At 67.7% G+C, this 13468-nt stretch carries 11 protein-coding genes; 4 read left to right on the top strand and 7 right to left on the bottom strand.

What is annotated here, in order from left to right; translation table 11 throughout:
- The first annotated feature begins 1 nt into the window (after position 1).
- Together QF027_RS11975 and QF027_RS11970 are read left to right on the top strand one after the other, a co-directional pair.
- Complete coding sequence (locus QF027_RS11975) at positions 2-1114, top strand: right-handed parallel beta-helix repeat-containing protein (protein ID WP_307074405.1); 1113 nt, start codon at positions 2-4, stop codon at positions 1112-1114.
- A 95-nt stretch (positions 1115-1209) separates the two neighbouring features.
- Positions 1210-2007 (top strand): HAD family acid phosphatase, encoded by a 798-nt coding sequence (locus QF027_RS11970; protein ID WP_307074403.1) that lies wholly within the window; start codon positions 1210-1212, stop codon positions 2005-2007.
- Here the strand turns inward: QF027_RS11970 and QF027_RS11965 are convergent.
- Complete coding sequence (locus tag QF027_RS11965; protein ID WP_307074401.1) at positions 2004-4202, bottom strand: family 43 glycosylhydrolase; 2199 nt, start codon at positions 4200-4202, stop codon at positions 2004-2006. The two genes, QF027_RS11970 and QF027_RS11965, sit on opposite strands and share 4 nt — an antisense overlap.
- Positions 4203-4410: 208 nt before the next feature.
- On the opposite strand from QF027_RS11965, the gene QF027_RS11960 reads away from it, so the two are divergent.
- Positions 4411-5565 (top strand): right-handed parallel beta-helix repeat-containing protein, encoded by a 1155-nt coding sequence (locus QF027_RS11960; protein WP_307074400.1) that lies wholly within the window; start codon positions 4411-4413, stop codon positions 5563-5565.
- Positions 5566-5664: 99 nt separating this feature from the next.
- Here QF027_RS11960 and QF027_RS11955 read toward each other — a convergent pair whose 3' ends face one another.
- The 3 genes from QF027_RS11955 to QF027_RS11945 form a co-directional block, all read right to left on the bottom strand.
- Positions 5665-7365, bottom strand: a complete 1701-nt coding sequence (locus QF027_RS11955; protein WP_307074398.1) for a rhamnogalacturonan lyase B N-terminal domain-containing protein — start codon at positions 7363-7365, stop codon at positions 5665-5667.
- An 89-nt stretch (positions 7366-7454) separates the two neighbouring features.
- Positions 7455-8306 (bottom strand): hypothetical protein, encoded by an 852-nt coding sequence (locus QF027_RS11950; RefSeq protein WP_307074396.1) that lies wholly within the window; start codon positions 8304-8306, stop codon positions 7455-7457.
- Complete coding sequence (locus QF027_RS11945; protein WP_307074394.1) at positions 8303-8869, bottom strand: SigE family RNA polymerase sigma factor; 567 nt, start codon at positions 8867-8869, stop codon at positions 8303-8305. The genes QF027_RS11950 and QF027_RS11945 overlap by 4 nt, the downstream gene beginning before the upstream one ends.
- A gap of 235 nt (positions 8870-9104) precedes the next feature.
- On the opposite strand from QF027_RS11945, the gene QF027_RS11940 reads away from it, so the two are divergent.
- Entirely contained in the window at positions 9105-10508 is a 1404-nt protein-coding gene (locus tag QF027_RS11940; protein WP_307074392.1) for an NCS2 family permease, read from the top strand.
- Positions 10509-10521: 13 nt separating this feature from the next.
- On the opposite strand, the gene QF027_RS11935 is transcribed toward QF027_RS11940, so the two are convergent.
- The 3 genes from QF027_RS11935 to QF027_RS11925 form a co-directional block, all read right to left on the bottom strand.
- Positions 10522-11973: a peptidoglycan D,D-transpeptidase FtsI family protein gene (locus QF027_RS11935; protein ID WP_307074390.1), complete on the bottom strand. Its 1452-nt coding sequence runs from the start codon at positions 11971-11973 to the stop codon at positions 10522-10524.
- 104 nt (positions 11974-12077) lie between these two features.
- Positions 12078-12548: a GNAT family N-acetyltransferase gene (locus QF027_RS11930; protein ID WP_306983342.1), complete on the bottom strand. Its 471-nt coding sequence runs from the start codon at positions 12546-12548 to the stop codon at positions 12078-12080.
- A gap of 3 nt (positions 12549-12551) precedes the next feature.
- Positions 12552-13325: an IclR family transcriptional regulator gene (locus QF027_RS11925; RefSeq protein ID WP_007381154.1), complete on the bottom strand. Its 774-nt coding sequence runs from the start codon at positions 13323-13325 to the stop codon at positions 12552-12554.
- Between the last annotated feature and the right edge of the window lie 143 nt (positions 13326-13468).

Genomic DNA, 13468 nt, shown 5'->3' with positions numbered 1-13468 from the left:
CATGTCTCGTCGTACCGCTCTCATTGCCACGGCCGCCCTCGCCCTCGGCTCCGGCCTCGCCGTTCTCCCCACTCAGGCCCAGGCCGCGACGGTCGTCGTCAGCAACTCGACCGACCTGTCCAACGCCATCAAGAACGCCACCGCCGGCACCGTCATCCAGGTCCGAGGCGGCACCTACTACCCGACGGCCACCCTCCAGTCCACGGCCAACGGCAGCTCCTCCGCGCCGGTCACGCTCACCGCGTACGGCTCGGAGACCGTGAAGATCGACGGCTCGTCGCTGCCCGACGGCGACTGGATCTTCAAGCTGACCGCCGACTACTGGAACGTCTCCAACATCACCTTCCAGAACTCCCCGGACAGCGCGGTCGTCTGCCAGTCCTGCACCGGGACGGTCTGGAACAACATCAAGACCATCAACGGCGGCGACTCGGGCTTCACGCTCACCGGCGACGGGACCGTGAACAACACCGTCAAGAACATCGACTCCTACGGCAACTACGATGCCGCGAACCACGGCGAGAACGCCGACGGCATCGCCGTGAAGTTCGGCTCCGGCACCGGCAACCTCATCACCGGCGCCCGCCTCTACAACAACGCGGACGACGGGATCGACTTCTGGTCCTTCTCCTCGCCCGTCACCATCGAGCACACCTGGTCCATGGGCAACGGCGTCAACCGCTGGTCCGACTCCGCCTTCGCGGGCGACGGCAACGGCTACAAGCTGGGCGGCGACGGCGAGGTCGTCGCGCACGTCATCAACAACTCCGCCGCCTGGGGCAACGCCGGCAACGGCTTCACCGAGAACTCCAACACCGGAGCCATCGTCATCAACCGCACCACCGCCTACGCCAACAGCAAGTGGGGCTACTACTTCGCCACCAGCTCCGCCAAGCTCGGCAAGAACCTCGCGGTGAGCAACGGCGGCGGCTCGGTCAACAAGGGCTCCAAGGTCACCTCGTCCGGCAACAACTGGGACAGCGGGATCAGCACCCCCGCCTTCAGGTCGACGGACGCCTCGACGACGTACAACGCCCGCAGCTCCAGCGGCACCCTGCCCGCCACCACCTTCCTGACGACGGGCAGCACCACCATCGGCGCGACCATGGACTGACACCACCGCAGAAAGCCCCCGGCTCAGGGCGCTTGACCCGTTTTTTACCGGGCGGGTCTCGCGCCCGACATGGTGACGCGCGTAGAACGTCTGTCATGCATAAGCCATTGCGTATCGCAGCCGTCACCGCGGCGTGTGCCGTCGCCGCCGGCGCCCTCTACGGCGCCGGCGCGGCCACCGCCGGCCAGTCCACGGCGAACTCCACGCACGAGCCCTACAACATCGGGCTCCTGGTCAAGGACATCGACACCTACTACGGCACCGCGCCCGACGCGAACGGTGTCTACCAGGCGTCCCCCACCAGCCCGTACGCCAAGGACCTCGCGTCCCTCGACAAGGCGGCCCGGAAGTACATCGACCAGGCCGCCCGCAAGGCGCACCACAAGGGTGAGAAGCCCGCCGTCGTCTTCGACATCGACGACACGCTGCTGCTCAGCCTCGACTACGAGAAGCGCTACAACTACACCTACAACGCGACCACGTGGGCCGACTACGTGAACCGGGCCGACCGCCCGGCCGTCTTCGGCAGCCCCGAGCTCGTGCAGTACGCCGAGAAGAAGGGCGTCGAGGTCTTCTACAACTCGGGCCTCAGCGAGGCGCAGCGCTCGGCCGCGGTCGAGAACCTGAAGAAGATCGGCGCCGATGTGAACCTCGACGCCGACCACGTGTTCCTCAAGGACAAGGCGAACCCGCCGTCCTACCTGAGCGCCTGCGCCACGCCGGGCACCTGGACCTGCACCACCGTGCAGTACAAGTCCGGCACCCGCGCGCACATCGAGAACGACCTCGGGTACGAGATCATCGCCAACTTCGGCGACCAGTACTCCGACCTCGAGGGCGGCTACGCCGACAAGACGTACAAGCTCCCGAACCCGACGTACTTCGTGAGCTAGTTCCTCACCGGCCGGATCCCCTCGAGGGTCGGCACCACGGGCTTGATCGTGCCGTCTGCCGCGAACTCCAGTCGGTCGATGGTCGTTTCGCGGTGCATACCGTCGCCGCCGGGCTTCCCCGGCCCGTTCAGGGCGAACCGGTGATAGACGATGTACCAGTCGTCGGTGCCGGGGACGTTCACCACGGAGTGGTGGCCGGTGGCGTGGATGCCGTACTCGGGACGCTTGGACAGGATCGTCCCCTTCTTGGTCCACGGGCCGAGCGGGGACGGTCCCGTCGCATAGGCGACGTGGTAGTTCTCGCTGCGGGTGTCGTCCTCGGACCACATGAAGTAGTACGTGCCCTTCCGCTTGATCACGAAGGAACCCTCGCGGAAGTTGTCCGGCGTGATGTCCTTCACCGCGGCGGCGTCGTAGGACGTCATGTCGTCGTTCAGCGGGACGACATAGCCGTGTCCGTTGCCCCAGTAGAGGTACGACGTCCCGTCGTCGTCCGTGAAGACGGCCGGGTCGATCATCTGGCCCTGCAGCGAGCCGCCCTTCGCCACCAGCGGCTTGCCCAGCGCGTCCTTGAAGGGACCGGCGGGGGAGTCCGCCACCGCCACGCCGATCTGCTGCTCGGCGCAGAAGTAGAAGTAGTACTTGCCGTTCTTCTCCGCGATGGCCGGGGCCCACGCGTACTTGTCGGCCCACGACACGTCCGCGCCGAGGTCGAGGATGACCCCGTGGTCCTTCCAGTGGACCAGGTCCTTCGACGAGTACGCCTTGAACCGTGTCCCGCTCCAGCCGTTGAAGCCGTCGGTGGTCGGGTAGATCCAGTACTCGCCGTTCAGATAGTGCACGTCGGGGTCGGCGTTGAGGCCGGGGAGGACGGGGCTTCCGGTCCGCACCGCCTCGACCGTCCAGCTGCGGCTGCTGCCGTCGGCGGCTGTCACGGTGTACGACTGTGGCCTGCGGAAGTCACGCCGGGTACCGGACCTGGGGGCGATGCTCGCGCCCTCACCCACGGCGATCTTCGGAGCGAGGTGCGTGAGGTCGGTGTCGGTCTGCACCGGGAGCACGACCTTCGACGCGGCCTCCGTGACGATCGCGTACCCCTTCTGACCCTTGGCCGTCGCGTCCACCACAGAGGCGGACGTCGACGGATACGCGGCCAGCAGCCGGTCGTACTCCTTCTGCGTCACCGGAAGCACCGTGCCGTGCCGGGGACTCGCGGGCAGCTGGTAGTTCGTGGACGCGGTCCACTTGCCCGAGTCGAGGTCGGTGGTCTCGAAGGGGACGTACCCGCGACCGCCGTACTCGTCGATGAACAGGTACCACTTCTTCTCGGTGTTCGACTTGAACACCGTCGGCCCCTCGCCCCGGTCCATCGCACCGCTGCCGATGCAGTCCGCGACCAGGTCGTACTTCGTCGAGGTCAGACTCGTCGACTTCTCGCCGGTGATGAACTTGGCGCAGGGCGAGCTGGAGGTGGGGTCCCGCTCGTCCTTGGTGTAGCGGTAGTAGGTGTCCTTGTACTTCACGACGGTCGAGTCGATGACCGAGTAGCCGGGGTCGTCCCAGACCTTGGGCGCGCTGAAGCTGCGGAAGTCCTTCGTGGTCGCGTACAGCATCTTGTTGTACGTCGATCCCGTGTGCCCGGGGTCGTCGTCGGCGTACAGCTTCGACGCCCAGAAGACGACGTACTCGCCGAGGCCGGCGTCCCAGTAGGCCTCCGGCGCCCAGGTGTTGCCCGCGTTGTCCGGGGCGACCTTCACCAGGCGCTGGTCGGTCCAGTGGACCAGGTCGGTGGACTCCCAGATCATGATCGACTTGCTGCCGTGCCGCTGGACGTCGTCCCAACTGCCGCTGCTGTTCTTGTACATACGCAGGTCGGTCGCGATCAGAAAGAACTTGTCGCCCTTGGGGGAGCGGATCACGAAGGGGTCGCGCAGACCCTTCTCACCGGTCGTCGACGTCAGCACCGGCTTGCCCTGGTTCAGCTCGCGCCAGTGCAGGGGGTCGTTGCCCCGGCTGAGGGCGTAGCGGATCTGCTCGCCGTCGGCGGTGCCCTCGCCGGTGAAGTAGGCGAAGAGATAGCCGGCGTACTTGGGGTGGTTCACGGGCGGTGCTCCTGAGTGGGCGGAACCGGGCGGTGCGGTGAGAAGGGCCAGCAGTAGCGAGAGACAGGCGACGAGGAGGATACGGGGGCGCATGTCGCTCCTGTGAGTGTGGGGGTGTGGGGGTTTCTGTTGAGGGCTGTGCGCGCCTTCGGAGTGTTACGAGTGGGAAACAGCACGTCAATCGATGAGTGCGCGAGGAGAAGCAGCGAAAGTTTCGATTGTTTTCGTCGAGGCGCGGCAACCTCGTCGGCGACGGCGGCGACTTCAGGGCGTCCCCATTCCCCAGGAAAGGAACGCCTCCGTGCGTCACAGCACCGGACGCCACCGCCGGACCCGCACGCTCTCCATCGCCGCGGCGGTCGCCGTCGCCGCGTGCGCGGGCGGCGTCCATCTCGGCCTGTCGGGCGGCGGGGCGGAGGCCGCGTCGACGACGGTCACCGTGTCCGGCACGGCTCAGCTGGAGGCGGCTGTGAAGAACGCCACCGCGGGCACGGTCATTCAGGTCCGCGCCGGTACATACACTCCGTCGGCCACCCTCAAGTCCACGGCCGACGGCACCAGTTCGGCACGGATCACCTTGCGGGCGTACGGCAGCGAGAAGGTGAAGATCGACGGGTCCAGACTGCCCGCCGGGTCCTGGCTGGCCGGGATCTACGGCGACTACTGGACCGTCCAGAACCTCACCTTCCAGAACTCCCCGGCCCAGGGCTTCGTGGTCACCTCCTCCGTCGGCGGTGTCTTCAAGAACCTCGTCACCGCGAACAACGGGGACTCCGGGTTCACCCTGCGCGGAGACGGGACCAGCGACAACCTCGTGCAGAACCTGGACAGTTACGGCAACTACGACCCGGCCGGGCACGGGCAGAACGCCGACGGGATCGCCGTGAAGTTCGGGTCCGGCACCGGCAACCGGATCACCGGGGCGCGGCTCTACAACAACTCCGACGACGGGCTCGACCTGTGGCAGTTCTCCTCCCCGGTCACCGTCGAGCACAGCTGGGCCTTCGGGAACGGCAAAAACCGGTGGCGGGACGGCGCCTTCGAGGGCAACGGCAACGGGTTCAAGCTGGGCGGCGGGGGCGTCAAGGTGGCGCACCTCGTCAACAACAACGCGGCCTGGGGCAACACGCTGAACGGGTTCACCGAGAACTCCAACACCGGGGCGATCGTGCTGAACCGCAACACCGCGTACTCCAACGCCGAGGCCGGGTTCTACTTCGCCACGGGCAAGGCCCGGTTGGCGCGGAATCTGGCGGTGAGCAACAAGGGCGGGTCGTCGAAGCGGAGTTCGTCCACGGTGTCCGCGGCGAACAACTGGGACAGCGGGGTGCCGACCCCGGCGTTCAGGTCGACGGATGCCACCACGGCGTACGGCACCCGCGGACCGGGCGGTTCGCTGCCCTCGACGGCCTTCCTGACCACCGGCTCCACCGTCATCGGCACCACGATGAACTGAGCGGGGAACGACGGAACGCCCCGCCTGTCGTCACAGGCGGGGCGTTCCTCGTGCCGGCCCGAGGGGGGCTCCAGCCGGCAACTGCTGGCCGAGGGGGGCTCAGGCCAGCAGGTCCACGCAGTCGAACGACGTGCCCGCGCTGAGATAGGCACTGCCGCCCGAGCCGCTCACGATGTCGAGCTTCAGGACGTTGTACTGCGTGGTGTCCGTCTTCCACGCACTACTAGGGACGTTGAAGATGAACGAATGGTTGTTCCCCCGGTACGAACCCGTGGTGAGGGAGCGCGTGCCGGGCTGCGTGGGGGCCGTGGGAATGGCCGAAACCCAGTCGTTGACGCTGACGCGGGGACGGCCGCCCGCGAAGGCGTCGGTCACCCCGACCCGCAGCGTGTGCGCGACGGCCGCCTGGGCCTTGGTCAGCTTGAAGTAGACCAGGACGCCGTTGTTGACGTCCTTCCACATGTACGCCGGGAAGGACGCCGCCTCGCCTCCGGCGCCGATCGTGACGTTGCCGGTCCACTTGGCCGCGCGGCCGTCGGAGGGGTGGGCGTACGTCATCAGCTTGGCGTTCTTGAACTCGCCGGGCGTACCGTCCCAGTCGCCGAGCCGCCAGACGGCCTTGGCGGTGGACGGGTCGCCGGTGATCGTGAGGCTGTGCAGGGAGGTCACAGCGCCCGCCGTGACCTTCACCGACCCGGTGTGGACGGCGAGTTCGCCCTTGTAGACGGTCATCGTGTACGTCCCGGGCAGCATCCCCTTGCAGGAGTAGGCGCCGGTGCCGGCCGCGGCCTTCGCCCAGTACTGTGCGTCCGCGTTGGCGAAGCCCACCGTGTACGGGTATGCGGCGTCCATGCCCTTCAGGCCGACCCCGGCCACCCTGCCGCGGCCTGCCGCCCCGACCCAGCCGGTGATGCCGAGACCATCGACCCAGCCGGTGTCGAGCCGGTCGTGGAAGAGCGCGGACGACGGAGCGCCACCGTCGGTGAAGGAGAGGACGTACGGGCCCTGGAGGCCGAAACGTTCCGCCTCGGTCTGCGCCTCGTTGTAGTGCAGGATCTCGTAGAGCCCGGCGCCCTTGTCGTTCGAGTGCCGCAGGAGCGAGCGGTAGAAGGGGCCGCCGGAGGCCTTCTCATGGTTGGAGCGCACCAGCCAGAGGCCCACCGAGCCGGTGGTGAAGCCGACGTGGTCGTAGTCGATGGTCCGCTTGCCCGAGTAGTGCTTGGAGTGGGTCGTGCCGTCGGCGCGCTTCCAGACGTCACCGGCCTCGATGATCTTGTCCGAGGTCTCGATCCAGCTGTCCGGGCCCGTGTTCGGGAACATCCCGGGCTTGAGGCGGACGATGTAGCGGGTCGCGGTGAAGGAGGCGTCCTTCTTGTCCGTCCAGAGGTAGACGTTGTTCTGGCCGCTGCGGGCCGCGTACCACTGGGTGATCGCGCCGTGCACGACCTTGATCAGGACGACCGGTCCGGACTTCCTGACGGTGACCGTGGAGGCCCCGAGCCCCGACTCGACATGCGAGTTCCTGCCGCCGTAGCCCTGGTACTCCTTGCCCTTGTAGACCAGGGACGTGAGGTCGCCGGTCGTCTTCGAGACCTTGAAGACCAGGGAGCTTCCGGTGTCGACGACGTAGTTCCTGCCGTCGTCCGAGTAGCCGAAAGTCGCCGCGGAGGCGGCGGAGAGGAGGCCGGTGCCTCCCGCGACGGCGGCACCGGTGGCGGCCACGCCGAGCGCCGAGGCGCCGAGCACCCGTCGGCGGGTGAGAGGTCTCTTGTGCGTGCTCAAGGGGAAGCGCTCCGTCATCAGGGGGATCGTGCACCCATTAAGTGGCCGCTGATGAGGAAACGGTTGCCGCGCCCAGGGAGGTTTTTGGTAAGACTCCGGCAAGAGGCCTAGGAGTCCCCTTCGTCCGCGCCGTCGTCCTGGGCCGCGAAACCGCCCTTCACAGTGAGGTTCCCGGACTTCGCGGTCGCCGTCGCCGTGTAGCCGTCGCCCTTCGCGTCCCGGCCACCGCGCTCGTGGTTGTACTGGCCGGCGAACACCCACTCGCCCTTCGGCACCGTACGGCCGTCCTTGAGCACCCAGGTGTAGACGAGGAAGCCGTTCTGCTCGGCGACCGTCAGCGAGAAGTCGGCTTCGGGCAGCGAGCGCCAGGTGCCGGTGTTGGTGACACCGCCGGTCTGCCCGATCCTCAACTCGACCGTGAGCTCGGTCAGTTGCTCGGACGTCCTGAGGGTCACATTGCTCTGCGCCCAGAACTCGTTGCTGTGCGGGTCCACCGAGCCGTCCGACCACAGCGGGCCGTCCTCGACGCCGGAATCCTGCACCTCGGTGGAGGCGCTCGGCGTGCGCGAGGGCGTACCGCTCGGCTTCTCGGCCTCCTGCGCGGGGGTGGTGCTCGGCCTCGGATCCGCCGGCGGGGCGGGCGGCCGGCTGGTCGCGTCGGGCGACGGAGTGGGCGTGCCGGTGGTCGCGACCGACGTCTGGGCGGGTGTCTCGTCCTTGACCGCGGACGCCACCGCGTAACCGCCGAGTCCCAGCACACAGGCGACCGCGGCCGTGGCGCTCACCACCCGCACCCAGCCGTAGACCGGTGGCCGGGTCGCCCGGTGGTCGGGGCGGGTCTGCTCCGACATACCGCGCTCGATCCGGGCGAGGATCTGCTCGCGGTTCGGCTCGTGCGCCTCGGCCGCGTGCTGCAGCCGGGCGCGCAGTGCGCCGTGCACGTCCCGCTGCATGGTCATCGGTCCCTTCCTGCGGCGTCACCGGTGCGCGCCATCGCGGCGTGCATCTTCAGCGGAGCGTTCTGAGGGCCGAGCAGCCGCTGCAACTCGGCCATCCCCTTCGAGGTCTGGCTCTTCACCGTACCGACCGACACACCCAGGGCCAGCGCGGTGTCCTTCTCCGAGAGATCGAACGCGTGCCGCAGCACGACACACGCCCGCTTGCGGAACGGCAGCCTGCGCAACGCCTCCTGGACGTCGATCACGCCCGCCACGTCCGGGTTCTCGACCTTCTCCTCGCGCTGGGACCAGAACAGGGCGACGCGCCGGCGCTCACGGACCGCGCTGCGGATGCGGGTCCGGGCCAGATTGGCGACCACTCCGCGCGCGTATGCCGCCGGGTGGTCGGCCGCGCGCACCCGGTCCCAGCGGTGCCACAGCGCCAGCAGGGCGTCCGCCGCCAGATCGTCGGCGGCGTCCGACTCGCCGGTCAACAGATGGGCGAGGCGGGACAGTTCGGCATAGTGGCGTTCGAAGAAGGCGTGGAACTCCACGGAGGCGGCGTCGTCGACGACTGTGCCCACGGGCTCCCTCTCCTTTGCGTGTCATGTGAATGACATGTGATCGTCCGGGGCTGGCCGGGCGGAGATCCGGAAGCGTAGCAGTGATCGAGTACGTGCTTTCGTACGGTCTTTCGAACGGTGTATGACGGGGCGGCCCCCGAATCCGTAACACGAAGAAAACCTGAAGCGCGTTCAACGCAGGAACAATCCAGCCAGCATCCGCACACGATCATTCAGGCACCAAGGAGCATCGACCATGTCCGTCGACCGGTACTTCAGGATCTCCGAGAGGGGCTCCAGCTTCGCCCGTGAGATACGCGGCGGCTTCGCCACGTTCTTCACGATGGCCTACATCCTTGTCCTGAATCCCATCATTCTCGGCAGCGCGAAGGACAAGTTCGGACACCAGTTGGATGCGGTGCAGTTGACCACCGCGACGGCTCTGGTGGCCGCGGTGATGACGATCGTCATGGGCGTGGGTGGCAACCTGCCGCTCGCGCTCGCCGCCGGGCTCGGGCTGAACGCGGTCGTCGCCTTCCAGATCGCCCCGCTGATGAGCTGGGACGACGCGATGGGCCTCGTCGTCCTGGAAGGTCTGCTCATCTGTGTGCTGGTGGTCACCGGTCTGCGGGAGGCCGTCATGCACGCCATTCCGCAACCGCTCAAGCAGGCGATCAGTGTCGGGATCGGGCTGTTCATCGCGTTCATCGGCTTCGTGGACGCCGGGTTCGTGAGCCGTATCCCCGACGCCGCGAACACCACCGTGCCGGTGCAGCTCGGGGGCACCGGCGCCCTCACCGGCTGGCCGATCCTCGTCTTCTGTCTCGGAGTGCTGCTGACGATCGGGCTGCTCGCGCGCAAGGTCAAGGGCGCGATCCTGATCAGCATCGTGACCATGACCGTCCTCGCGATGATCATCAACTCCATCGCCGACATCAAGGCCTGGGGGCTGACGACACCGGCATGGCCCGACAAGGTCGTCGACACCCCCGACTTCGGGCTGATCGGTCACTTCAGCCTGTTCGGTTCCTTCAGCGCGCCCGGCGTGGGGATCGTCACGGTCGTCCTGCTGATCTTCACGCTGATCCTGTCCGACTTCTTCGACACGATGGGAACGGTCGTCGGGATCACCGCGGAGGCGGGGCTGCTGGACGAGGAGGGCAAGGTGCCCAACCTCGGCCGGGTCCTGCTGATCGACGGAGCGGCGGCGGTGGCCGGTGGTGCGGCGTCCGCGTCCTCCGCCACGTCGTACATCGAGTCGGCGGCGGGCGTCGGCGAGGGCTCGCGCACCGGGTTCTCGAACCTGGTCACCGGTGGGCTGTTCGGCCTGGCGCTGTTCCTGACCCCGCTGCTGACCATCGTCCCGCTCCAGGCCGCCGCGCCCGCCCTGGTCGCCGTGGGCTTCCTGATGATGACGCAGGTCAAGCACATCGACTGGGACAGGTACGACATCGCGATCCCGGCGTTCCTGACCATCGCCGTGATGCCGTTCACCTACTCGATCACGAACGGGATCGGGGCCGGCTTCCTGGCGTACGTCGTGATCAAGGCGGTGCTGGGGAAGGCCAAGGAGATCCACTGGCTGTTGTGGGCGGCCTCGGCGCTGTTCCTCGTGTACTTCGCGATCGACCCGATCGAGCAGATCCTCGGCGCCAAGTAGCCACCGGGACGCCTCAGTTCTTGAGGGCCGCCTCCATCATGGCCTTGGCCACGGGGGCGGCCAGCCCGTTGCCGCTCACCTCCGAGCGGGCCGCGTTCGACTGCTCCACGACCACCGCCACGGCAACCTCCTTGCCGTCGGCCTTTCCATAGGACGTGAACCAGGCGTACGGCGTCTGGCTGTTGTTCTCGCCGTGCTGGGCCGTGCCGGTCTTGCCGCCCACCGTGACGCCGTCGATCAGGGCGTTGGTGCCGGTGCCCTTCTCCACCACCGTCTGCATCGCCGACTGGAGTTGTTCCGCCGTGTCGGAGCTGACGATCTGCTCGGTGCTCGCCTCGTCGTCGTAGTTCTTCAGGACGTCGCCGCCGTTGTCGGTGATCGTCGACACCATGTGGGGCGTCACCAGCTTGCCGCCGTTGGCTATGGCCGCGGAGACCATGGCCATCTGGAGCGGGGTGGCCGTGACATCGAACTGGCCGATGCCGGTCTGGGCCGTCGAGGACTTGTCCATGCCGGAGGGATAGACGCTGGTGTAGGCCCGCACCGGCACGTCCTGCTGGTCGTCGTTGAAGCCGAACTTCTCGGCCATCGCCTTCACCTTGTCCTGGCCGAGGTCGACGGCCATCTTCGCGAAGACGGTGTTGCAGGAGTACCGCAGCGCGGTGCGGATCGTGGCGTTCTCGCAGGGCGCCGAGGCGCTCTCGTTCCCCAGCTCGGTCACCGTGCCCGGCAGGGTGTACGGGTCCGGACTGGTCGTCTTCTCGTCCACCGAGGAGTACAGGCCGTCCTCCAGCGCGGCCGCGGCCACCACCAGCTTGAACGTCGAGCCGGGCGGCAGCGGCTGGCGCAACGCGCGGTTGGTGAGCGGCTTGTCGGAGTCCGTGGTGAGCTGCTTCCAGGTACTGGCCGCGGTGTTGGCGTCCGTCAGCGAGGACGGGTCGTACGACGGTGTCGACACGACCGCCAGGATCTTGCCGGTCGTCGGGTCGATCGCGACGGCTCCGCCCTTCTTGTCGCCGAGCGCGTCGTACGCCGCCTTCTGCACGGCGGGGTCGATCGTCGTGATCACATCACCGGGCTCGGCCCGCTGATTGGTGACCGTGTCCATGACGGTCTTCAGCCTGCTGTCGGTGCCGTTGAGGAGGTCGGCGTAGATGCCCTCGAGCTGGGTCGGGGCGTAGGCCTGCGAGGCGTAGCCCGTCACCGCCGCGTACAGCTTGCCGTTCGTGTACGTCCGCTTGTACGCGAGGTCGCTGTCCGTCACCCTCTCGGAACCCGTGACCGCTTTTCCGGCCACGATGATGTTCCCGAGCGGCGAGGAGTACGTCTCGATCGCGTTCCGCCGGTTGTCGTTGTCGTCCGCGAGTGCCTGGCCCTCGTAGAACTGCACCCAGGTCGCTCGGATCAGCAGAGCGAACACCAGGAGCAGCGCGAAGACCGATGCGCGCCTGATCGTCTTGTTCATCCCACTGAGAAGACGATCAGGCGGCAGCGGATCGTTCCCATGCGTCCGCTTTTCTCATCGGACGTTCATCCGAGGCCTGTCGTACGGCTTGTTCCGCGGCGGTCTCACGCGCCCAGCGTGAGCACCAACTCGTCGATCTCCGCTCCGCGCGCGTGGGCGTACCCGGACGCCTGAGCGGTCACCCGGAATCCGCACTTCTCCAGGACGCGCAGGGAGCCGGTGTTGTCGGCGGCCGCGCGGGCGTACAGGGGACGCTCGGGCACCTGGGCGACCAGCTCCCGCAGCGCCGCCGTGGCGATGCCGCGCCCCCAGTAGGCGCGGTCGATCCAGTACGTCACCTCGCGCTCGCCCGGTTCGCCGTACACGGCCGCGCTGCCCACCACGTCCCCGTCGGCCAGGATCGTGCGCTGCACGTCCGCGGAGGCCCGGATCCGTTTCCAGTGGGCGTCGAAGGCGTCCCGGTCGGCCGGGTCCTTCGGCGTGAAGGCCGCCATGTGCAGGGCCTCTGGGTCATTCATCTGCCGGAAGAAGACCGGCAGATCGCTGTCATGAACCTCGCGGAGAACGATCTGCATGCCTCAGAGCCTACGGGTGGCCAGTGTCAGCCGGTCCCGCGCGTCGAACAACGCGTCCTTCACCATCTGCTCGTGGGCCGGGGTCAGCCGCGCCACCGGCACCGAGCAACTGATCGCGTCACGCGCGGGCGTGCGGTACGGGATCGCGACGCCGAAGCAGCGCAGCCCCAGCGTGTTCTCCTCGCGGTCCACGGAGAAGCCCTGCTCCCGGATCTGGTGCAGCTCCTCGATGAGCTTCTCGCGGTCGGTGATCGTGTGCTCGGTGAGCGCGGGCAGGGTCTCCGGCAGCATCTTGCGGACCTGCTCGTCGGAGTACGTGCTCAGCAGCGCCTTGCCGAGAGAGGTGGAGTGCGCCGGGAGCCGGCGGCCCACTCTCGTGAAGGGCCGCAGGTAGTGCTGCGACTGCCGGGTGGCGAGGTAGACGACGTTCGTGCCGTCCAGACGCGCGAGGTGGATGGTCTCGGTGGTGTCGTCGGAGAGCCGGTCCAGGGTCGGCCGGGCCGCCGCGACCACCTCGTCGCCGTCGATGTAGGAGGTGCCGACGAGCAGCGCCCGCACCCCGATGCCGTACCGCGTGCCCGTCGCGTCGGTCTCCACCCAGCCCAGCTCGACAAGCGTGCGCAGCAGCATGTAGAGACTGGACTTGGGGTACCCGACGGCCTCCTGGACGGCCGCGAGGGAGTGCATGCCGGGGCGTCCGGCGAAGTATTCGAGCAGTTCAACCGTCCGTACCGCGGACTTGACCTGTGACCCGCCGCCCGTCTCGCCAGCCGACATCGCCTTGACCCCTTCGTTCGACGGGAAATAGTCTCCAACAGCATATTCACCATCAGGGACAGCGTTCAGCATATCGAACGGACCTGGTGACTGACCCAGATACACGTGGAGGGACCGCGGTGGCAGCAGCACCAGTCTGGAGT

Origin of the sequence: Streptomyces canus, assembly GCF_030816965.1 — a bacterium.
Taxonomy (GTDB): Bacteria; Actinomycetota; Actinomycetes; order Streptomycetales; family Streptomycetaceae; genus Streptomyces; species Streptomyces canus_E.
This window is presented reverse-complemented; position numbering and strand designations above follow the sequence as displayed.